This window comes from Owenweeksia hongkongensis DSM 17368, from assembly GCF_000236705.1.
Lineage (GTDB): Bacteria > Bacteroidota > Bacteroidia > Flavobacteriales > Schleiferiaceae > Owenweeksia > Owenweeksia hongkongensis.
Genome location: NC_016599.1, coordinates 2,353,197 through 2,375,299 on the forward strand (window position 1 = coordinate 2,353,197; position 22,103 = coordinate 2,375,299).

The window sequence follows — 22,103 nt, forward strand, 5'->3', positions numbered from 1 at the left end:
CAGGGGTATTCCAAGCAAAGGTTGGGCAGAAAGGGTTGCTTTCATAGGAAGAAGTTTAGTTAAACACCCAAGGTATTAAAACTAAAACGACTTAGCCCAAATCCACATTCCCACCACTAATTATCACCGCAATTTTAGCTTTCGCAAAATGTGTTTTATGTTTTAACAAACAGGCCAAAGGCACCGCACTTGATGGCTCGATAATAATCTTCATGCGTTGCCAAATCAGCTTCTGGGCGTTCATAATTTCCTCTTCGCTGCATAGCAAAATATCATCTACATGTTTACGGATGTATCCAAAATTGATGTCTCCCAAAGAAGTGCGAAGACCATCCGCAATGGTGATGGGTTCTTTGGCTGGTTGTAATTCACCAGAGTGAAAAGACGCATAGGCATCATTGGCCAGTTCAGGCTCGCAACCAATAACTTTTGTTGTAGGCGAAAAGTATTTCCCGCTAAGGGCCGAGCCGCTAAGCAGGCCACCACCACCCACGGGTGTCAATAAAAAATCAAGGTTTTGAAGATCTTCAAAAACCTCCGTGGCGCAAGTAGCTTGGCCGCAAATAGTATTGTCAAAATTGTAAGGCGGGATAAAGGTGCAGCCCTTTTCGGTCATTACTTTTTCGAGAGTAGTTTCGCGTGCTTCCAGGGTAGATTTGCAAAAAATCACTTCTGCTCCGTATTCCTTCACAGCCGCTACTTTTACCTTGGGTGCATTTTCGGGCATTACGATATAAGCAGCTACTCCGGCCATTTTTGCCGCCCAGGCCAATGCTTGCCCATGGTTGCCAGAAGAATGTGTGGCTACGCCTTTTTTCTTCTGCTCATCGCTAAGCTGCAACACGGAGTTAATGGCGCCCCGTGCTTTGAACGAACCTGTCTTTTGAAAGTTTTCACACTTAAAGAACACCTCTGCTCCGAGCAGATTATTGATGTGTGAGTTGGTAAGAATGGGGGTATTGTGAATATGAGGAGCCACGCGCTGATGCGCCTGCTCAATCAAAATTTGGTCTATCATTTATATAGCTAAAGAATTTCCCTCAAGGGTGCGCATTATGGGAATCATGACAGGGGCGCGCTGAAGTGTAAGCTCAATATTTTTATTCTGACAATCAACTGGAATCAGGTGACTTGAGCGATAGCCTTTTTTTGAAACCCTAACTTTAAGCTGGTCGTAGCGACCAATAGGGCCCTCCATTTTTATGTCAAAATTACCTTGTGCATCAGAAGATGTGGAATGAATAATCTGCCCTTTATATTCGATAGAAATAACAGCTCCTTCCACTGCAGCTCCTGCAGGTTCAGAGATTATTCCAGAAAATGAAATGCTGATTTTGTCGCCATGCGCCCACATGAAAAGGGGGAGCAAAAAGATTAAGGATAATATGGCGATTTTCTTATTCATCTGATTCCAAAGTTAATAGCTTTTTCGAAAAAGGAATTGACTCATCAAATATTTCTTCCATCAAGGTACGCAAAAAGTCCTCAAATTCTGAAACTAGCTCGCGATTGACCTCTGTTGTCTTACCCATTTTAAAAGGCATGGGCCACTTATTTACATTTCGCAAACTGATGATCCCCGCATTCAGACTATCGTAATCCTTGTAATTATTGAAGTATAGATAAGCGTACATCAGTAATTGTAGAGACTTGTTTTTCTCCTTCGGTTGCCTCAAATCATGCATGGTTTTGATACTCAGGTTTCCGTCAATCACAGAGCCTGTCTTGTAATCTATCACGCGTAGCTCATCACCAATCCTGTCCACACGGTCAACAATCCCCTTCAGTTTTACTTCCTGCCCATTCTTCAAAATCATTTGGCAACTCAGGTCAAGTTCTAATCCCAATAAAGAAAGAACCTCGTTTTGGCTTTCCAGTATTTCCAGTTCCTCTTTTTCCTTACGGAGAAAATTGACCAGCATTCCCACCAGGATTTCGCGAATAAGAAGGTTTTTACCAACGTCCAAATCCGCCAACTTAGCTTCCTTGCGAAGTTCATCCACCACCAGGTTTCTTATTTCTTCTTCGCTTAGCGCAAAAGCCGGGTCATTAGCTTTTAATACACTTTTACATTTCAAAATTTCATCGCCTTCTATCACCGAATACAGTCGCTCCAAAATATTGTGAACCACATTCCCCTGCTTGTCATAGCCCGCCACTTCTTCCACCTCATCAGCTTCCTGCAAATTGAGCACCCGCTTTTTATAAAACTCCACAGGGTCATTTATATAATCAGTAATAGCCGTTGCCGAAAAACCCTTCACCGCCATTTCTTTCAGGCGCTCCATAATGGCCGGAGTTTTGACAATGTCGGTAGCGTTTTTGTCTTCAATCTTCACCTCAAAAGTTGGATTGAGATATTCAAACCTCACCCTTCGATTGGCCTTTGGCAATTCATATTCCAGCTGCTTGATGAAGCGGCTAGGCTCACCACTTCCCAAACCTTCAGAAAGACCATTGTAGATAAGGGTAATATTTTCAGCTCGCTGGATTAGCCTATAAAAGTGGTACGCAAACACAGCGTCCTTATCCAGGTAGGTTGGCAAACCAAACTCACGTTTTATATCAAAAGGAATCAAACTATTATCAGAGCGGCCTTTCGGCAAAATGTCTTCATTGAGAGAAGTCATTACGATATTCTTAAAATCAAGGGTACGGGTCTCCAAAACTCCCATCACTTGAAGTCCGCTCAAAGGCTCTCCATAAAGGTCCAAAGTTTCGCTTTTCAGCAAATCTTTATAAAAGCGCAAAGCTGTTTTTATATCCTCCACATACGGATACTCGGCCATCAAAAGCGACAGGCGATTGAACAACTTATAGAAGCCAAAAAGCGACTGAAGCAAGCTGGTTTTCTCAGGTTGAGCCTCATGAAGCCGCTCAGCAAGCTTCGCTAGGCTCGCCCAAATTTGCGACAATGTATTGCTCTGATTAGCAAAAAACTGAACAAATTCCGCATTGAGCGTATCGCCACTTTCCTGCTGCAATTCGGCCGCAGAAATGAAGATTCTGTTCTGTTTTCGCATGTAATACCGGAGCGATTCTGTACTCACACTATCACCCACCCATCGCTTAAAAAGTGGGTGCCCCAGCATGTCATCCCACTTCTGAAAATGGAAGCTCGGATGACCTTGTTTATCTCTTCGTCCGCTACTTTCAAACTCCTGAAACATTTCCAGTAATAGCTGAAAAAAACCAGCTACCGGAGTATTGGAAAGTGGCAATCCCATCGTTACGTTTAGCGTAGAAACATCTGCCGCAAGATTGTTGAGAAAGGGCATCAGCATTTCTTCATCGGCTAGCACCACGGCCACATCTTCCAGCTGCTTTTCCTGAAACCGCAAAACAGCCGCATTGGCTGCAATGGCCTGCTGCTGACGGCCACTCACATTTACAACTTCTATATTTTTGGGTATTTCCGAAAGGCTATTATGCATCCATCGGAAATCCTCTTTTTCAATCAGCTCTTGCACGAGCTTGCTTTGGCGCAAAAAGTTTCCCGCTTCCTGATCGATATCATTAAAATAATACTCATCCACATCCCAATAAAAGTCAGCCAAGCCCTCATGATATAAAGTGCGCAGTATTTCCTCTTCCGAAGCATTGAGGGCATTAAAACCAATGAACACAAACTTTTCAAATTGCTGTTTTAAAGTTTCAGTATGCGTGGTAATCGTATCCGCCATTTCGCGGTAAGCAAGCCCCTGATACACCACTTTTTCTTCTTTCAACCTTTCGGTGAAATGTGTGTACACATCCGGCAAAAGCCTCCATAGTTTGAGGTAATTCTGCACCAGCTCACTCATTTCCTTTTCAGGATCCAGGTCCCACCTCTTGATTCGCTCTACATCCGCCAAATAATCAAACACCTCACGGGCATTTACACGATAGCGATCCAGCTCATTAAAGTCCGCCAACAGCAAATGTGCCCACTGGCTGAAATTCGCAAAACTCTCTTTGGGCTCTGGCGCCACAGCCGCATAACTATCATACAACTTAAACATCAAGGACGGTTGATCGGCCTGTTGCCAGCCTAAGCTTTGCAGCATGAAATCTTCGATGGTGGTGATATACGGACTAAAAACCGGCTTGGTGATAAGCTTGCTCAATTCCTTTTTAAGGAAAACCGCAGCCCTACGGCTCGGCAATACGATTCCTATTTTTTGAAAATCCGGATAGCGTTCAAGAATATCAGCAGCGGTGCTCGTAAGAAAGTTGGCCATGGGAAATATTTAGGAGGGTAAAAGTAGGGAGGGATTTGGGATTGACGGTTTTTGAGTTGTGATTTATCAAAAAATGGCACGCGGATGAGCGCAGATTTAAAAGTTATAATTTCTTCACCGCAGAGTCACAGAGTACGCTGAGTTTTTCGCAGAGTAACATCTCTGACTTATTTCACTTTGCGTTTTTCTCTTTGCGCCCTTTGCGTGAAATGGGCATGCGGATAACGTTGTTAAGCGCAGATTGAGGAAATAATTTATCCGAGTTCTATCTTTCACCATTGAGGGCTCGGAGTTTCGCAGAGTTATCTTTGCGCTTTCTTTACTTAGCGTCTTTGCGTGAAACATTCACCATGGAGATTGCGCGAAAGGTATTTCATCTGTTTAATCATTGTAATCACTGACTCAGCGTATTCTCTTTTTATACTACTTCAAAAACTTAATTAGATTTGCTGTACGAAAACCCCTATAAAAATGCGCTCAACTATTTACTTCGCTATTGCTTTCTTGCTATTCTGCTTTTCAGCAAAAGCCCAAAATAGCTTCTCATTCAAAAGCGGAATAAAAAACAGTCCTGAGGGTTTGGTGCACCCTGAGACTTATCTTTTTCTTGGAGACGAATGGACATCCATCATAAACACAAATGCGGTCATTCCTCAGTTCGACTTAGGGTTTACTTTAAAAGATCCCGGCAGCCAATGGGCTTTATATTTTGGTCTGAACTACCGTCACATCGAAACAAAATCCACAGTATACTATGACATTCAAAGTGGACCAGGTGGATATAGCACGCCCCCTTTTAACGTGGATTACGTCACTTCCTTAAACTACTTCGGGGTTAGTTTGGGAGCGGCTTATTTTATTCCATCCAAAAATAGAAACTCACAATTGAGTATTCCCTTTGGGGTGCAGATGCTACTTCCATTTTCGTGCACGGCAACTCAAGAACTCGGACAGGACACCTACTTGTCTAGCGAAATATTCCAAGGTCAAAATTTTTCCGATGGCATTTATCTTGGACTGTATTTACGCCCTACTTATTCCTTTAAGTTATCCAAAAAATCAAATAGCCCTTGGCGCTTTGGCATTTTTGCAGAAGCTGAACTCTTACATTTAAATCAGCCAAATCATGACCCTTCATTTCTTGGAGGTGGTGGTTTTGAAATACGATATTTGCTCAACTAAACAACGCATGAAAAAACTAACCCTCCTTCTCGCCCTTGCTGTTTTTAGCCTTTCGGCAAAAGCTCAAGCACCGCAAAAAACGCAAATCTCGCTTGATGTAAGCGCAGCTTACCAGCCTGAGAGTTATTTTTTTGGCCCCGCTTTAGAAATGGGCTTTTCCCCAAAAAAAACCTATGACCTTCTTCCTATTTTTACAGGGCAACTGGGTGTCAGAGATTTCATTGGCCGCAGCGGCTGGTTCTATGAGGGAAGTATGGTTTACAATTATACCCAACTTCACCTTAGCTCTAAATTAACTTTCCCTGATCAAATTGACCCATACTATGGTTTTGTAAAAGAAACCAGTACTCCTAAAATCGAAATTCGCGAACATTATCATTCTTTAGGTTTAAGCGCAGGAGCCGGGTACCGTTGGCAAAACAGAACGCAAAATAAGAGATTTGTGCTCCCTCTTGGTTTTAAAACCTACAACACCTTTGACCGAAAACAAACCACGAAAACCGATGAAGGGAAAACTTCTCGAAAGATATTTCAAGATGCCAAATTTGAAGACTGGCTATACTATGGTATTTACACCAAGCCATCTTTTGAGTTTTCACTTTCCAAAAAGAGATCACCCTGGAACTTTGCCCTATTTGCAGATGTAAGCTTGCTCTGGAATGCAAGCTCAGATTTGGACCCATCCTTATTTATTGGAGGAGGGTTGGGTGTACGCTATGCGCTTAAATAAAAAAGCCAAATCTTGGGACAGGTCCGACTTTATACAATCTACTAAAACAACTTTTCAATAAACCAATATTTGAGTTTACCTAGAGGTCCCTTCTTCCAAGAATAGTACCCTCCCCCATCTAAAGAGTAATACTTAAAAGGAAGCTCCTTGATAATTTTCTTTTGCTTTTTCTTAAATGATATGCTTTCATCCACAGCCCTCACCAAGTTGCCATACACATTAGAAGAATCATTGGGAATGGTTCGCATTGCAAGCATAATTTCCACACAACTATTATGAAATGTGAATAGATTATTGCACAAGCCAAAATTCGGCCTTACCTCAACTCCATCAACAAAATAGACCTTATTACTATCAACCAGAGTAGTGCCTTTGACAAATTCCTTGCTCAATCTATTAAGGTCAATGTTACTATTCAGTTTTCTTAAATCCTTGCTACTCAATAGTCGATTTACAATCGTTGGCGTATCAGCACATAACCCATATTTATCATGTTTGTTTCTGGCCAAATGCGCATGTGCACTGTCATAAGTCATTTCGTAAACAACTAAAGAAAAACTACCCGATACAATTGAGTCATTTTTAACAACTAAGTTGAAGAAAGTATTATCTCGATAGCCATAGAAATCATAAAATGAGCACACAGCGGAGTCCACACTGGCCATCACAAACAACTCATCCTGATACCAGAATGAACAACCAGATTCATCAAAATTCGAAAAGGCATAAACTGAATCACACTCTTGAGCTGACAAGGTCCTTGCCATAAGAGCCAGAAAAATGAACGAGTAAGTAATTTTCGTCCGGAGCCTTTCCTTGTAAATCCCCATCAAGGAATCCACTTATTCTCACCAAAGTTTGGCTTGCGCTTTTCCAAAAATGCATTTCTGCCTTCTGCAGCTTCTTCGGTCATATAGGCAAGGCGGGTGGCTTCACCGGCAAATACCTGCTGGCCCACCATACCATCATCGGTAAGGTTCATGGCAAACTTTAGCATTTTGATAGAAGTAGGCGACTTGGCCAATATCTCTTGCGCCCATTCGTAGGCTGTATCTTCCAGCTCATCGTGTGGCACCACTTTGTTTACCATACCCATTTCATAGGCTTCTTGAGCAGAGTAGTTTCGTCCTAAAAAGAAAATTTCTCTGGCTTTTTTCTGTCCCACCATTTTTGCCAAATAAGCTGAGCCATAGCCACCGTCAAAGCTGGTAACGTCTGCATCTGTTTGTTTAAAAATAGCATGCTCCTTACTGGCCAAGGTCATATCGCAAACCACGTGAAGGCTATGTCCGCCACCCACGGCCCAGCCGGGCACCACAGCAATTACCACCTTTGGCATAAAGCGGATTAGGCGCTGTACCTCCAAAATATTTAATCTGTGATAGCCATCTTCTCCCACATAACCTTGATGTCCGCGAGCTGATTGATCGCCACCAGAACAAAAAGAATAAACACCATCTCTGGTAGAAGGCCCCTCCGCAGAAAGGAGGATTACCCCTATTGAGGTATCTTCTTGCGCATCGTAAAAAGCATCATATAACTCTTTGGTGGTTTTTGGTCTAAATGCATTTCTAACGTTTGGTCTATTAAACGCAATTCTTGCAACCCCGTTACACTTTTTATAGGTAATATCTTCAAATTCGGCTGCGGTGGTCCAATTTATAGTGCTCATCAGATTATGTCTTTTTATAAGACTGCAAATGTAAGTACACATTATCAAAACCAATTGCCTAGTACAAATCGATATTGGCTTTTCTTCTATTTTAGAATCTTATTTTCAGATATATCATATTTGTGCATTCTCGGTTTTATATTGGAAACTGTACTTTAGTTTGCGAAAAGCAAGCACCTTAACTTATGTTAGAACTTAGTTTTGATTCTGTAGCCGAGCCTTTGCTTGGCCCAAAATGGCAAAGCCTGTATAAGGCTTACTGGCCGGCTTACAAAAAATGGTATGAAAGCAATGGTGCCGATAAAAAACCTAGTTTGGGAATTGCCAAAAACAGGCTTCAGCGCTATATGCCAGAAATGATGCCTACCTACGAACGTATGTGCGAACTGGCTGGTGATGATAATACAGCCCATCGTTTTCTTACGGGCTGGCAACCTCCTGCATATATTTCTGGCTGCTCGCAAGCCGTCTTTACCGATTCGCCCACGCTGGTGCGTAATTATGATTATCACCCGCATCTTATTGAAGGCACATTGCTACATAGTTCGTGGAATGGAAAACAAGTGATGGCCGTAAGCGATTGTTTAATGGGTGTTTTAGACGGAATGAATTCTGATGGACTTGTGGTCTCGCTCACCTTTGGTGGAAGGCGCAATGTAGGCCGCGGATTTGGAATTCCATTTGTGCTACGCTACATACTTGAATTTTGTAGTAATGTAGCCGAAGCTGTGGAGGTACTAAAGACAGTGCCCGTCCACATGGCGTATAACATTATGCTGCTCGATAAAACCGGAGCCCACAGTATGATTATGATTACTCCACAGCAGCAGCCAAGAGTTACGGATATGCGCGCCTGTGCCAATCATCAAGGTGAACTGCGCTGGCCGGACACCAAACGATTTCCCAATAGCCTGGAGCGCGAGCGTTTTTTGAATGAACTGCTTAGCCGGCCGGGTCTCACGGAATGGGAAATGGCCGATAACTTTTTGCGGGTACCCTTATTTAACACAAGATACAAACGTGGAGCCGGCACCATTTATACTGCCGTGTATCGCCCAGCTGAAGGCTATATGCAACTTCGCTGGCCTGATAAAACCATTACCCAATCCTTTGCTTATTTTGAAGAAGCCTCCACCCCTATTTTCATTTATGCTCCTGATTTGGAGGAAGAGCTGAAAAGCAAATAGCTACAGCTTTACTACCTTGAAAGTATTACCAGCAATATTGATAAAGTAATAACCTGCCGGAAGATGATGTATATCAATTTGCCAGTGACTTCCCTGAGCTAACTTTTCTCGTAAAACCACCTTTCCTGAAAGGTTTGTCAAATGTACTTCCGGAGCTTGTTCATCTGTACTTTCAATGTTTATGACACCAGTTGCTGGATTGGGAAACAATGAAAAAATATTTTTGGCGGGGAGTTCTTCAATACCAATGTTCGGAACCGTGATCTTCATGCAATGTCTGGCTGTTACTCCGCATACATCGGTAGCATCGAGGCACACATTGTACACTCCTGTATTTGCATAAGTATGAGATATCTTCTTACCACTCCCAAAGGTTCCATCACCAAAACGCCAGGTACCTTGCACAAAACCAATTGAGCTAGCTGCAAAATCAACATCCAAATTGTTTACCCGAGCAGAAAAAGTAGCATTACCCGTATTTGTAAAAGCAAGTACCTCCACCGTATCTGTATAAATACAAGTGCCTTTGTACAATGTAGCCCAATATTTTCCTGATTGATGCACATTCCTACTCGGCTGACTGCTACCGTCATTCCACCGCAAACTGTCCAGGCCGTTGGTATTTATACTCAGAAGTACAGAATCATTTGTACACAAAAGAGGAATCTCAGGTGTAATTTTGGAAGGCCCAAAAATTTCAATGCTATCCTTTCTATAGCAACCGTCTTCATCTTTTGCGGTAAGCACATACACACCCGGCCCGTTTATATAAGTATTGTGAATAGTGCTCCCTGTACTCCAATCAAAGCTTTGATAAGTGTAGGGCGCAGAAATGGAGAAGTTTGCATTATCACAATACATCTTGTTTCCGGTGGAGGTTGTAAAATTAATTCCCGCACCATAATATCGCACAGAGTCGCGTACAATTTTTATTTGGTCGGTAGCTACGCAGCCATTTGAAGTAGAAACATCTAAGGTGTAAGTGATAGTACTGTCGGGTGATGCAATGGGAAACTGGGCCGTAGGATCACTTAAGCCATGAGCTGGCGACCATTGATAAGTAAGCTGAGAAACGCTACCGCTGCGTGGCACCAACTTAATTGATTCACCGCAATACAAAAAAGTATCTTTTGGAAGGGATAAGCCAATTATTGAGTCACGTTTAAACTTAGCTACGAAGTTTCCGTATTGAACGGTAGAGAAGTTTCCGAAGAGATACGAATCTGAATTTATACCGGATATATACACGTTTTCCTGTAAATCTACTCCTAAGCCAATTGGCCTTGCCAATGAACCATTTACACTACCATGCGGTGCATAGGCTGCACCTCCCCAATGGTAATTTCCACCACTGTCCATTTTACAAATAAAGAGACCCGTGATATTTCCAGCAGATAACAAATCATTTCCAAAGGTGAGGTCGTTATCAAAAATCCCAGAAAAATAAGTATCACCATTGCCTAAAGTAATAGCCTCACTATGAAAGTTGGAAAAAGCTAAACTCACCGAGGCTCCTCCAAAATATTCGGCCCAAGCCCATTGTTTCTGAGGGTTAATTTTTGCGACATAACTAAGTTGCGTGCCTCCTGTCAATAGAGTTGATCCAAACTGAATGGCATCAATAAACGATTCTCCTGTAATGTATAAGTTGCCAAAATCATCATAAGCTGCGTGCCAAGTTTTGGGCCCTGAAACAGTATTTGAACCTGCTGCTGTTAGCCACCATGATTCTTGCCCGGCAGCATCATAACCCAAAATGGCCAAAGCATATTGCCCTCCAGTAGTGGAGACCGTTTGACTTGCAAAGGTTAGGCTACCCACATAATTTGTGATTACAGTGGGTGCCTGAGCATTATCCACCGCTATTATTGGTGAATGTGAGCTTCTCTCGAAATCTCTGGCCCAAAGCCATGTTCCCGATGAATCGATTTTTGATATATAGTACGTATCTCCAGAAGTAGATAATGGAATATTCCCGAAAGAAATGGTAGATGAAGACTGTGGATAAATACTAGCACTACCGGCAATGTATATATTTCCATTCGCATCCCCTTCTATGGAAGAAGGCTCTACTTTCATTTGGCTCTCCGCTTGAGTAGCCCATAGCCATTGCTGAGTGTTTGTATTGAGGCGCGCCACAAAAGTGTTGAAAGAACCAAGATGAAGCTCGGATAATGTATCGCTACCAAAGATGGCTGTATGGGTGTAAATTCCGGTTACCGTAATAAACCCGGCCTCGTCAAAGTAAAAGTCGTGTGGAATTGGAAAGTTGTTAAATCCCGAAGGTAATTTAGCTTCAAATTGCACTGCCCAGCTCCACACTTGATTTTTAGAATACTTTGCGATGAAGTGACTGGTATCAGGTGTACTAAGCGTAATCCCTGCAATGGTAAAAGCACCCTGAAAAGTTCCAACAAAGTACATGTTACCAGCTGTATCGCCATGTGATTCCAACAACTGCACATGACTAGGCAAACCTACATCAAAAGCCCATTCCCATGTAGGGCAGTCATTTTGAGCTTTCGCTAAAAACCCTATTAAAAATGCAATTGAGAAAAATAGAGTCCTAAGCACTTGCTTTTTCATACTCACCAATAGTTTGATACCACAAAGATGTAGAAATTTAAGTCGAGTATTTCCTACAAATTAGCCGCAGCGTACACCTATTTATTTTAGCAACTAAAAAACCACTAATGAATAGAGAGGTGCTTTTGGTATTTTTGAAAAGCAAGGTTTTACTCTTTCATAAGCTTAATCGATGCTCCATTTTGATTTAAAATATAAACGCCCTGCGGCAAATGACCTAGGCCAATTCGCTGATTGGCCTCCACCATTTGGATCATTCGTCTCATTCCGGTAATATCATAAATCTCCACCTTTCCCCTTTGAGCTACCGTGATATAGCCTTTAGCAAGATTAGGGTAAATAGATGTAGCAACATTCGCTTCTTCCACACCGAGGATTGTTCCATTTACAAGCTCTATATAATTTGCGTTTGGAATAACATCCGAAGGACCACTTCCGCTAATGTCAAAAATAGAATCCTGTTTAACCGAAAGTGCAGAAGCAAATTCTGTAACATCAAGGCTATGACTATAATCATCACCGTTTTGATCTGTTGCTAATTGGGTAAAACTTTGTGCGCTAAGCACACCGACCTAGCACAGGGCTGCTGCGAATACAAGTTTTTTCATCATTAGAATATTTAGTTTCTAAAGGATGCTTAAATGGAGAAAGGGGTTGCGTTCTTAATATTGGTATTAATACGCCAACGACACCCCGCTCACCCCTTCATATTACCATCTTTCACTCATTCTATCAATAAGCGATCGTTCAGTAATTTTAATCTTTGCAAGTATTTTAAGTTCTACTCAAGCCATGCATCTCCCTCCAAAATTGGCTTTGTAGCCAGCGCTGTTCTAAGCAATAAAAATGTTGACGGGCCTCTTTGTATTGATCATACTGTAGCATTACTTCCTTTTGAAAATAAGGAAGAGCTTCGATAGCACCAATTTTACAATGCCCAATGATTTCTGCTGCACGCATGCCTTGCGTTATAGCTTTGATTATACCCTGAGAGGTAATTGGGTCGTAAGCCGAAGCGGCATCGCCAATGGCCAGCCAGTTTTCACCTACTACCTTGTCTAAGCAAAAAGACTGTGCCGGAAAACCGAGTAGTTTCTGATCAATAGGCTCCATCTGTGCAATCCACTGATGTGTATTTGGCGATTGTTGTAAGAGTTTAATCCAGTTTTTAAGATTATTCAGTCTCAACTTCTTTACTGTTTCGGCATTGGTGTAAAGTGTAACCAACAATTGCTCGTTGGGAATTCTAGCGGCATACCACCAACCATTTTCTACCGATTCTAAATGTGTAAGCTTAGAAACCTCCCGAAGCCCTTTATTTTTGAATCTTAAGGCTAAACACACTAGAGGTGTTTCGTGCTGCTTCTTACTTCCCTTATCGGTAGCAAAAATACTGCGCGCACCAGAAGCATCTACTACAAAATCAGCCTCAATAGAACTTGAGGCTCCCGCCTTACTCTTCAAGTTCAACTGATAACCACGCTCTGTTGTTGTACTACTTTGATAAATGTGTCCTGACAAAACTTTGGCGCCACGCACCACAGCTTCATTCACTAAAAATTGATTGAATTGTGAGCGGTTTAAATGCCAGCCGTGTCCAAATGGGCTCAAAATACTATCGTTATAGCCTCGTTTTTCATTGCCCCAATAAGAGCAACTACCAAAGCAAGGTTCGTGCTTCTGGGCCAGAAAAGCTTCAGAGATCCCCAATTGCCGCAGTATGGGGTTCATCTCAGGAGGAATGCTTTCACCAATATGAAATTTACCTGTTTTTGAAGTATCTACCAGAGTAACATTGGCCACACCAGCATTTAAAATGGAAATGGCGCAGGAACACCCTGCGGGTCCTGCGCCAATTATTACCACACTATAATCGCTAACTAAATCCAAGATTAATTTTTCGGAGGATGCACTTCGTCAGTCACAGTATTTGGCCAAAAAACAACCAGGTTACTGTCGTCTTTTTTGAAAAGACTTTCCACTTCTAGGTAGTAATCCTTACTAAATTCATCAGGATAGTCTTTAATTGCCGGCCCCTGGATAATAGTCCCAATCTTCACCCATTCAGTCAGTATGTCTCTGCGGTTCTGATAGCGACCTACGTTCATCGCTGCCGTGTCAAATTCTTTTGAATCGGGACAATCGGGAGTTTTTAAATTCTCTTGGGCTGCCGTGCCTTCTCCGCGCACGGAGTATCTCTGTTTGGTAGCTTTTAGATCACCATTATTGGCTGACAAATCATCAAAAGTGTACACGGCCACAGGCCTTTGGGCTGGCCACGACCAAAATAACGTAGTGTTTACTGTTCCGCTGTATACATTTTTATCAGTGATTTTTCCACCTGGATTTGGTGCTGGAGTGTGCGTGGCGCAAGAGTTGTAATCCGTATGCCAAGGGATGGACATAAACTTACACAAGTCTCCCGGTTGCACAGGATCCGATCTTAATGGGATATAGCCTATCCCTAGGAATGGTTGATCTTTTGTTGCCGAAGCATAATCCAAGGATTCACCATTGATCCTAAAAGGTCCAATAGCTGGGTTTTGCCAGTCTTTATTATATAAATTAGGATCGCGCACAATAAAAGTCAAATCAATACCTGGACTAAAACGACCACCCAGGCAATTGACTAAAATGGTTTTATCGAGTTGCTCGCCAGCTCCAATGGGTAATTTGCTTGCTCCAACACTCATTCCTTTGTTCCATTGCTGCATATAAAAATATTGCTGTCGCGAAACAGTTAAAAAGGCTTGATTAGAGTCGCCCAATGAAAGCGGCATTAATGGTGCCCCTTTATCGTTTTGGCTATCATCCGGATTTCGGATAAATTTCATAATGTCGAAAGGCGGCTTTTCCTCCGTTAAAAGCTTCATTCTTTCATGTGCCGAAATTGCCTGATCTGGTAAATTAGTATTCCACATTTGCATGTGAGCTGCATTCAAGGTGGGAAAAATATCATCTTGAAAGAAAGGCTTATAGTCGGGATTATAGTTTCCATTGCTATAAACTTCCGGCTGAAGATCAAAGTTTTCTAACCATGTATTATAAACATCATCCCAAAGGTTTACCACATTCAAGGTTTGAGGAGCATAAGCAGGATCGGTAACTACCGCCCAAGCACTGCCTTCAACAGGTTGTTGACTACCATCTTCAAAAACCAGTACTGCGGTTACCGGACCATCCGAAGTGTCGTCAAGCCAGTTATCATTATCCACATCCTTACATAATGGCTGCTCGGCATCAAAATTCCCTTGATTATCAAAAGCACAGGCTAAACCATGTCCACCCAATACCAAAAGTCGGCCATTAGGTTCGGTAAGGATTTCTCCTAAATAGCTAATGGGATCACTCCCATTGGCGCCACTTCCGTTAGTTGCAGGAAACTGAATCGGGTAATTAGGTAGATCCGTAATAGTGCCTGAGCTCTTATCATAATAACTGGCCTTAGGTTCATCATCAAATTTAATTGGCTTAGTTCCCTGGCTGGCTTTAATCGCTCGTGGCCCCGCATCAATCACCAGCTTCTTCAAGCGATTTGTGTCGCCCGGATCCACGTTGTAAGGGTTTTGTGGTGAAGTACTATCGAAATTCGGATTCCTCAATGGTGGGGTGCTCACTAGCTTAGTTATAGTTTTATCATCTATAGGCGGATGGGGTTTGTACAACTCAATTCCCTTGTTTGCATCTTCATCTATCTCCCAGCAATTGGCTTTTTTATTGGCCAAATGGGCTGTCCAAATGATGTCTGTTACTTTCTTACCGTCTACAGTAGACCCGATTAATACTTCCTCTCCGCCTTGAGTGGGGTAAGTGAGTTTTTCTCCTTCATTAGGATATTGGAAAATCTTGAAGCGTGCTGCCTGTCTTTTTAATCTTCCCGAGCCATCTCGTATATCTCCACTGGTGATGTGGGTGCTTTCGGTGCCTGGTTTTATGGGAAGCCCACCCGTTATTGCACTAGCTCCATGTGGAGAGGCGGCCATGGTTTCTGGCCCCAAATAGTATTCTGTACTATTCCCAACTCTGGCCATGCCAATAGCGGGATGTATTCTTAAGCTTGAATTTGCCATTGTATTTCTTTTTGTAATTGGTTGATTAATTTGAACGATTTACTTCACTTCCGCCTTGGTAATTCTTTAAAAGAATATGGCTGGTATTGGCATTTTTACCCGGGAGAATGTCCGTGGATCCTAATACATTGGTTACCGGAAAAGTATTGTGGCAACCAAAGCAACTGTTTTGAGAGCGCACATTTTGTGTAAAAGTTTCAATAGTTGCATTGGATAAGGTTAAGGAGCCTGTCACCATTTCTGAGTTTACATTCGGGTTCCAATTGGGTTGTAAAACGCCCTTCTCTGTATTGAACCAAACCGCGCCAACTTCAAAGTAATTCTTCCAAACAGAGTTTTCAACTTTAAGCTGATCTTTTACATTCGCATTCAGGTGATCAATGTTGCCACGGTTGGTAGGACTTCCTCCACCCTGCGCATACTGGCGAGCTACTTGGGTAACAGGGGTGAGGGTTTGATTAACTTCATTTACAAAGCGAAGAATTTCAGCATTGTTCACGTTGGTTTTTCTAGCCGTAGTATTGGCTTTATAAAGCAACCACCCCTTCTCAGAAACGGGATCATTCATACCTTGTGTCACAACACCATTAGAATCCTGTTTAAAGTTTGGTGCGTTACCATCAAATTCAAAAGTTGCCCATATAAACTCAGGATGCCCTTCGACCACCACTGCAATATGCAACCCTATTAATGCTACCTCCACATCTTTCTGCACTTTCGGATTGTTATCCGGGATTCGTGGCTCACCATCTACCATGGTAAGCAATTGAATATTGGCTTTTGTAGTATATAGGTTACTAACATCTTCATCAGGTTGCACCAGCTTCCAGTTAGCTTTTAGCGACATTGATCCTACAGGAAAGTTGGCGGTAGAATCGAACCCAACAAACACCCCGGGATCATACAATTTATTATCTAGTATCCAGTCTCTATACATATCATTAATCATAATATTGCTATACACGGCTCTTCCATGCTGATCTATCAACATTCCTTTAGAAAGTGCCTGCTCAACGATGTCCAAAACCTGATTGGTATCATTCTTAGAATTTGGATGTATCGCATTATTTGTATAGAAGCTTTCAAAGCGAAGTTTTCCATTTACCTCTTCAGTGAGCCACAAAAAATACTGCCAAGAGATTAAGTGAAAGTCACAATTGGTAACATCATTCCCTTGTGGAAAATTTTGTGGTTGCGGGGTGGGAACAGTGCCCGAAAACCATTCTGGGGGTGCCTCGCAGTTTCCATCAACACCGTTGATTTCGCTTGAGCTTGCCGTAGTTGTAGCCAACTCAACAGCTTCGTTTTCGGTTTTGGTTTCTGTGTTTTCATTTGGTGATGAATTACATGCCACTGAGCCAAGGGCCAGCAACAGCAAAAAACACTGGTTTGGGATGTTTTTCATTGTTTAAGAAATTTGGTTTTATTAATTGATTTGTATTAAAATTATTCATTAGGGTTTAGTCATACTTTCCAAAATCAAGTTTGAGAATTGGTGTAGACTCTACTAGCTATATGTTGGATTTGTAACCTGCATATTTCTTCTACCTATATAGCATTATGAAAGTTGGTTTTTTTTATACCTAATTATTCTTCAATTAAGCCGTGTGCACTCCACCTTTCTATAAAACAATACATAGACCTAAATGACTTATGCAATAGCAATAAAGTGGAGGTAAATAAGCTGCTATTGAATAGTAAGCTGTGGATTTATAGCTACTGTTCCTGAGCTACTTATCCGCCATAGGATAAAGTCGTTTTACCTGATAGAATAAGGGTCAGGACTTTAAATAAAGTGATTGTTCCAAATCGCTTGGAAAGATTGATGATTTTCATAAAACAGGTTTTGATTGAAAAAAATGATTGAAAATTTTTGAAAAGAAATCAATCCTGTTTATAGCGCTCTTTCGAGCACGGAAAATGCCAAGTAAATTTTTGCATGATTTGAGGTTTAGTTGGATGCTTGAAAGTAGTCAAATTATTTTCTTCACCAAAAATCTACACGCTCTTTTGTGAAATTAAAGTTTGATATACAACTTTTTACGTAATGCAAATTGTGACATTTTCATACTGATTGCCATATTCCACATGCTTTTAAGTAGTACTTGCTATTGATGTATCTTCTTAATAATCGAATTTGAAACTTCGCTGATTAAAAAGAGTTTTAATACGAATATTACTCTCTTCCTTTCACATCACCCTCAATCACACTTTAATTAAGCACTAGCTTCGGGTAGATGAAAGTCTTGATGGCTCTGGTGTAGCTTATCAAAGTTATCTTCAGTTTTCATCAATGAAATACAGACACTTTACGGTGTCCAGCTTTTCTTCATCCATATTAGAATAAAAATCAAAAACCCTTTGTGTAAAACACAAAGGGCTGAGGATTATTTCTTCTGGAATTGACCAAGCTTAATTCCTGAATCATCGAGTAATAGATAGCTACCCGGAGGTAGATGACTGACGTCAACAGCCTCGTTTTGCCGACTGATTGGGTTCAACCAAACTTTTCCTGAAACACCTACAATTTGAATAGCCCCATTATAATTCAACTCAATAGAGTTGGTAGCAGGATTTGGGAAAATACTCATGTCATGTTTAAGTTCCGCTAGGGATACCGAAGCAGGAATAGCGCTTCCGTAGTTTGAATCAGGCATTACATCAGAAGGCCCAGCCCCAGCAGGTGAAATATCAAAAGAACCTGTAAATGCCAGCATATTAATGACTGGTGAACTGCCAATTTCCGAAACGGGTATGGCAAAAATGCCACAGGTACTACTGTTGGTATCTAAGGTAAACATGATATTGGCTGGTGAGCCGTTTACATAACTTTCTGTGTACACTGTTGGGAAAATACTGTTTTGATAAGCATACAGCATAATATCAGCCTTCATCGAGGTATTTGGAGTTTGGCTAGCAAGATTGGCTTGTGGTATCGCAGCACCATCCGCTGGGTTATTATTGGTATCAAGCGCTAGGGCGTAGCCAAAATCTTTGTGTCGGGTATTGTGATGATCAATCTTGACAAAAAGTGTGTCATTAGTTGAATTTAATCTAAAGCCTAGTGATTTGGAATCCAGACCAAATGCATGGTCGTCACCAGTTTTATCCGTGGCAATGTTGGTGTACGTCTGAGCTGACATGGCTAAAGGCAAGATCAGACAATGGGTAATTAATTTTTTCATTTTCGTAAGTTTTATTTACCCAATAGATGCTTAAAAAATGAAAAGGGTTGCCACAAAATCACTGTTTAACATTTCTTTAGGACTTCCTTTTTAAAGTGAAATCCAAGAATGGGTGCTCATCACTGAGGTAAAACCTGAGAGCACTTGAATTAGTCAGATAAGCATTTTGAGTAAAGCCATGCTTAGCGTTTTAGATTTGCCTCATAAAGATCAATCCACTCTTGGGCAGTCATTTTGCTGGCAAGCTCACCAAAGAGATCGTAGGGAATCTGATCCATTTTTTTGAGACGAACACAGCTTTTACCCATGTCTAATTTGCCTTTTACCCGATTGGCATATTCGGTGGTAAACCACTCCATCAATTCAGGATTGGCATAAATGCCCATGTGATAAACGGCTATAAAGTTTTTTTGAGAAGCCAAATTCATAAAGGGCAATGGAAGCTTGGTATTGCAGTGATAGCCATCGGGATAAACCGAATGAGGGACCACATAACCAAGCATTTTATAATTCATACACTCCTCAAAACCCGAAGGCAAATTATCTAAAATCACTTGCCGTAATTTCAACATGGGCTCCTTGCGATCCTCAGGGAGTTCTTCTAAATATTGCTCGGGTGTAGTAGCTTTTGATTGCATAGTGGTGTGAATAGGTTTTTGGCAAATTTAGGGATGAAACCACAAGAGAGGTATGGCTATATCTTTCCAAATTTGGAAGTCTGATTCCCAACCTTAATAAAGTAGTAACCTGACGGCAGGCTCTGAATATTGAGTTGCCAATTATTGCTTTTGGATAAATTCTTCTCCAAGAGAATTCGTCCTGAAACATCAAAAACCATAATATGTGGAGCTAGCACTCTTGCACTCGAAATGTTTAGGATATCATTAGCTGGGTTTGGGAAGAGTGAGAAAACCTCAATAGGCTTGAGTTCGGTAATTCCAATATCTGTAACACTTACATTTTTACACTGCTCACCTTCGCCCCCACAAATGTCTTTGGAATAAAAACATACTGGATATGTGCCTGGGTTTGCGTAGGTATGAGAAACATTGACTCCTGAAAGATAGGTTCCATCACCAAAATCCCAGTAGCCATTATTTACACCAATGGATGTTGGTGCAAAGTGAACCTCAAGACCATAAATGGAATCTGCAAAATTGGCATTGGCTGTGTCAGTAAAAAGGATAACCTCCACCGTATCCGTTGCCCAGCATGCTCCTCGATATGCATCAACCCAATATTTCCCAGGCTGGTTTGCGTAAATCTGTGATGACTTACTGCCAGTATTCCACTTTAGACTATCCAACCCAAAAGTGTTGATTGACAAAGGAAGTGAATCATTATCGCAAAGTAAAAAAGACGGAGACTTAATGTCTGCTAGAGGAGCCAACGTGATACTGTCCATCTCGAAGCATCCCAAAGAGTCTCTGGCAACGAGAATATATTTACCCGGTTTTTTGGGGAAAATACTTTGGGTTGTATCACCATTATCCCAATGAAAATCACTGAAATATGAAGGTGCAGAAATTGAAAAATTCGCATTTTGACAAAAGAAATTAGAACCATTTGATGTACTTATAGGTATTCCGGACCCAAAACTTGATGCAGAATCTACAAATAAATTTATTGTATCCATAGCTGTACAGCCTAAAGAACTTGTTACGGATACATAATATGTTCTAGTAGATTTAGTATCGAAAGTAGGGTTTAAAGTGTCTGGGTTACTAAGCCCAACTTCCGGTGTCCATTTTATATTCATTTCTCCCAGCATATTAGAGTAAGTTGGGAGTCTATACCTAGATCCGCATTGCAGAAGTGTATCTACTCCGGCATTCACTTCTGGTATACCCGAAACATTAATTTTGGCGATAAAATGATCCGGATTCTGAATAAAGTTAAATCCAAATCTAGCCTTACTCCTTGTTTTTCCCTGAAAGTAAATATTGCCATCAACATCACTTGTTAGGATGCGCCTTGAAAAAACTGTATTGTTAGAAAAAGAATGAATCTTCAGATTTAAAGCCCATTCCCAAGTTCCTTGACTATTGCATTTAGCCCATAAATAAGCCGGTTTATTAATTGATGCCTTAATGGTATCGTTTCCAAAAACGATCTCTTCCTTATAACTTCCAACATAATAAGTGTTACCAAACTTATTGGTAACCACACCTATCAACCCGTGAGAACTTGTTGAAGTAACCACCTTCCTATCTGAACTAGTGGCCCATTGCCATTGTCCTGCTGAATTTACTTTAGCAACAAATTGGTTAGGGAGAGATGTGCTTAAGCTGGTCGTTCCGATTTGTAGTCCTCCGGTAAAATCGCCCGCTAAATACACATTGTTATTTTGGTCAAGTTTCAAACTACGAACCCAACCAGTGGAGCCACCAGAACTCTGTGTTTTCCACTGCGTATTCCCTGAAGTATCCAGAGCAGTAATAAAATACTTTCCCTGAATTAGATTGGCCGACCAAAATGTGCCAGCAGCCACCATTTTTGATTTTCTATATGCCAGTTGGGGAGGTGTCGCGCCACCACCAATTTGCTTTACCCATATCCAATTACCTGAAGAAGAAAGTTTGGCAACAAAAGAAATGCTAGTATCCAAAGGCAGACTATGGCCTCCAAAGTGTAGCGAATCAGAAAACGCGGAAGCTAAATTATCAAACCCTGCAACAAAAATATTGCCTGTCGAATCTGTTATTATTGAACTGCCTCTTACATGACTACTATCAGTTACACCTTTCGCCCACAACCATTGCTGAGTATTTAAGTCAAGTTTTGCGACAAAAAGACTTGACCAATTATGACCTGACACAAGCGACATAGGGCCTAAATAAAGTGAGTCGTAAAAAGAGCCAGTAATCATCAATGAGTTGGTGGCCTCGTTTATATCTAAATCAAAAACATCATTACCTGCTAAAAATTTTTGACTCAGCTGTACAGCCCAACTCCAGATGTGATTTGTATCTCTTTTGGCAATAAAGTAACGGCCATTTGCAGCATTCAATGCGGATGTACCTAAAGTTATTGAACCATGAAAATCACCCATTACGTATTGATTGCCATCAGCGTCAACTTCTATACTATGTAATTGATAGCCTGTGTTTACACCCAAACTATCCGCCCATTCCCAAACTTCACAGTTTCCTTGTGAAAATGACTTGGGATGAAAGGCGCAAATCGCTATAATTATAAGACAAAACCTTAAATATTGCATATGTTTTAGTTCTTCTGCAAAGCTACTAAGCATTTGAAGATAAAAACCGGA

Annotated in this window: 16 protein-coding genes; 3 read left to right on the plus strand and 13 right to left on the minus strand. The window is 41.4% G+C overall.

The features are described from left to right. Positions 1–91: 91 nt before the first annotated feature. Genes OWEHO_RS10415 through OWEHO_RS10425 form a run of 3 tightly spaced genes read right to left on the minus strand, consistent with a single transcriptional unit; the run spans position 92 to position 4,220 of the window. Positions 92–1,018, minus strand: coding sequence for a threonine ammonia-lyase (locus OWEHO_RS10415; protein ID WP_014202434.1), 927 nt, complete (start codon positions 1,016–1,018; stop codon positions 92–94). Continuing rightward, the gene (locus OWEHO_RS10420) at positions 1,019–1,405 is read right to left on the minus strand and encodes a carboxypeptidase-like regulatory domain-containing protein (protein WP_041627555.1); all 387 of its coding nucleotides are present in this window, start codon (positions 1,403–1,405) and stop codon (positions 1,019–1,021) included. After that, entirely contained in the window at positions 1,398–4,220 is a 2,823-nt protein-coding gene (locus OWEHO_RS10425; protein WP_014202436.1) for a PD-(D/E)XK nuclease family protein, read from the minus strand. The genes OWEHO_RS10420 and OWEHO_RS10425 overlap by 8 nt, the downstream gene beginning before the upstream one ends. Before the next feature lie 471 nt (positions 4,221–4,691). Here OWEHO_RS10425 and OWEHO_RS10430 point away from each other — a divergent pair, with 471 nt between their 5' ends. Together OWEHO_RS10430 and OWEHO_RS10435 are read left to right on the plus strand one after the other, a co-directional pair. Further along, positions 4,692–5,402: a hypothetical protein gene (locus tag OWEHO_RS10430; protein WP_041627556.1), complete on the plus strand. Its 711-nt coding sequence runs from the start codon at positions 4,692–4,694 to the stop codon at positions 5,400–5,402. 7 nt (positions 5,403–5,409) lie between these two features. Further along, entirely contained in the window at positions 5,410–6,132 is a 723-nt protein-coding gene (locus OWEHO_RS10435) for a hypothetical protein (protein ID WP_041627557.1), read from the plus strand. Between the two features lie 41 nt (positions 6,133–6,173). Here the strand turns inward: OWEHO_RS10435 and OWEHO_RS10440 are convergent, their stop codons facing one another. Together OWEHO_RS10440 and OWEHO_RS10445 are read right to left on the minus strand one after the other, a co-directional pair. Further along, positions 6,174–6,899 carry a hypothetical protein gene (locus tag OWEHO_RS10440; protein WP_143764575.1) on the minus strand — a complete coding sequence of 242 codons (726 nt, stop codon included), beginning with the start codon at positions 6,897–6,899 and terminating at the stop codon, positions 6,174–6,176. Between the two features lie 62 nt (positions 6,900–6,961). Then, entirely contained in the window at positions 6,962–7,804 is an 843-nt protein-coding gene (locus OWEHO_RS10445; RefSeq protein ID WP_014202439.1) for a 1,4-dihydroxy-2-naphthoyl-CoA synthase, read from the minus strand. 185 nt (positions 7,805–7,989) lie between these two features. Here OWEHO_RS10445 and OWEHO_RS10450 point away from each other — a divergent pair, with 185 nt between their 5' ends. Continuing rightward, the gene (locus OWEHO_RS10450; RefSeq protein WP_014202440.1) at positions 7,990–8,991 is read left to right on the plus strand and encodes a C45 family autoproteolytic acyltransferase/hydolase; all 1,002 of its coding nucleotides are present in this window, start codon (positions 7,990–7,992) and stop codon (positions 8,989–8,991) included. Here the strand turns inward: OWEHO_RS10450 and OWEHO_RS10455 are convergent, their stop codons facing one another. The 8 genes from OWEHO_RS10455 to OWEHO_RS10490 form a co-directional block, all read right to left on the minus strand. Beyond that, positions 8,992–11,577 (minus strand): T9SS type A sorting domain-containing protein, encoded by a 2,586-nt coding sequence (locus OWEHO_RS10455; protein ID WP_014202441.1) that lies wholly within the window; start codon positions 11,575–11,577, stop codon positions 8,992–8,994. Positions 11,578–11,726: 149 nt separating this feature from the next. Continuing rightward, positions 11,727–12,143, minus strand: coding sequence for a T9SS type A sorting domain-containing protein (locus OWEHO_RS10460; RefSeq protein WP_014202442.1), 417 nt, complete (start codon positions 12,141–12,143; stop codon positions 11,727–11,729). A gap of 208 nt (positions 12,144–12,351) precedes the next feature. Then, positions 12,352–13,467, minus strand: a complete 1,116-nt coding sequence (locus tag OWEHO_RS10465) for an NAD(P)/FAD-dependent oxidoreductase (protein ID WP_014202443.1) — start codon at positions 13,465–13,467, stop codon at positions 12,352–12,354. 2 nt (positions 13,468–13,469) lie between these two features. Next, positions 13,470–15,647: a LodA/GoxA family CTQ-dependent oxidase gene (locus OWEHO_RS10470; protein ID WP_014202444.1), complete on the minus strand. Its 2,178-nt coding sequence runs from the start codon at positions 15,645–15,647 to the stop codon at positions 13,470–13,472. Between the two features lie 25 nt (positions 15,648–15,672). Continuing rightward, the gene (locus tag OWEHO_RS10475; protein ID WP_014202445.1) at positions 15,673–17,052 is read right to left on the minus strand and encodes a hypothetical protein; all 1,380 of its coding nucleotides are present in this window, start codon (positions 17,050–17,052) and stop codon (positions 15,673–15,675) included. 982 nt (positions 17,053–18,034) lie between these two features. Continuing rightward, a complete protein-coding gene (locus OWEHO_RS10480) occupies positions 18,035–18,832 on the minus strand; it encodes a T9SS type A sorting domain-containing protein (RefSeq protein ID WP_014202446.1) in 798 nt (265 codons plus the stop codon). Positions 18,833–19,014: 182 nt separating this feature from the next. Beyond that, on the minus strand, positions 19,015–19,470 hold the full coding sequence (locus tag OWEHO_RS10485) for a DUF1801 domain-containing protein (protein ID WP_014202447.1): 456 nt from the start codon (positions 19,468–19,470) through the stop codon (positions 19,015–19,017). A gap of 56 nt (positions 19,471–19,526) precedes the next feature. After that, a complete protein-coding gene (locus OWEHO_RS10490; protein ID WP_014202448.1) occupies positions 19,527–22,085 on the minus strand; it encodes a T9SS type A sorting domain-containing protein in 2,559 nt (852 codons plus the stop codon). Between the last annotated feature and the right edge of the window lie 18 nt (positions 22,086–22,103).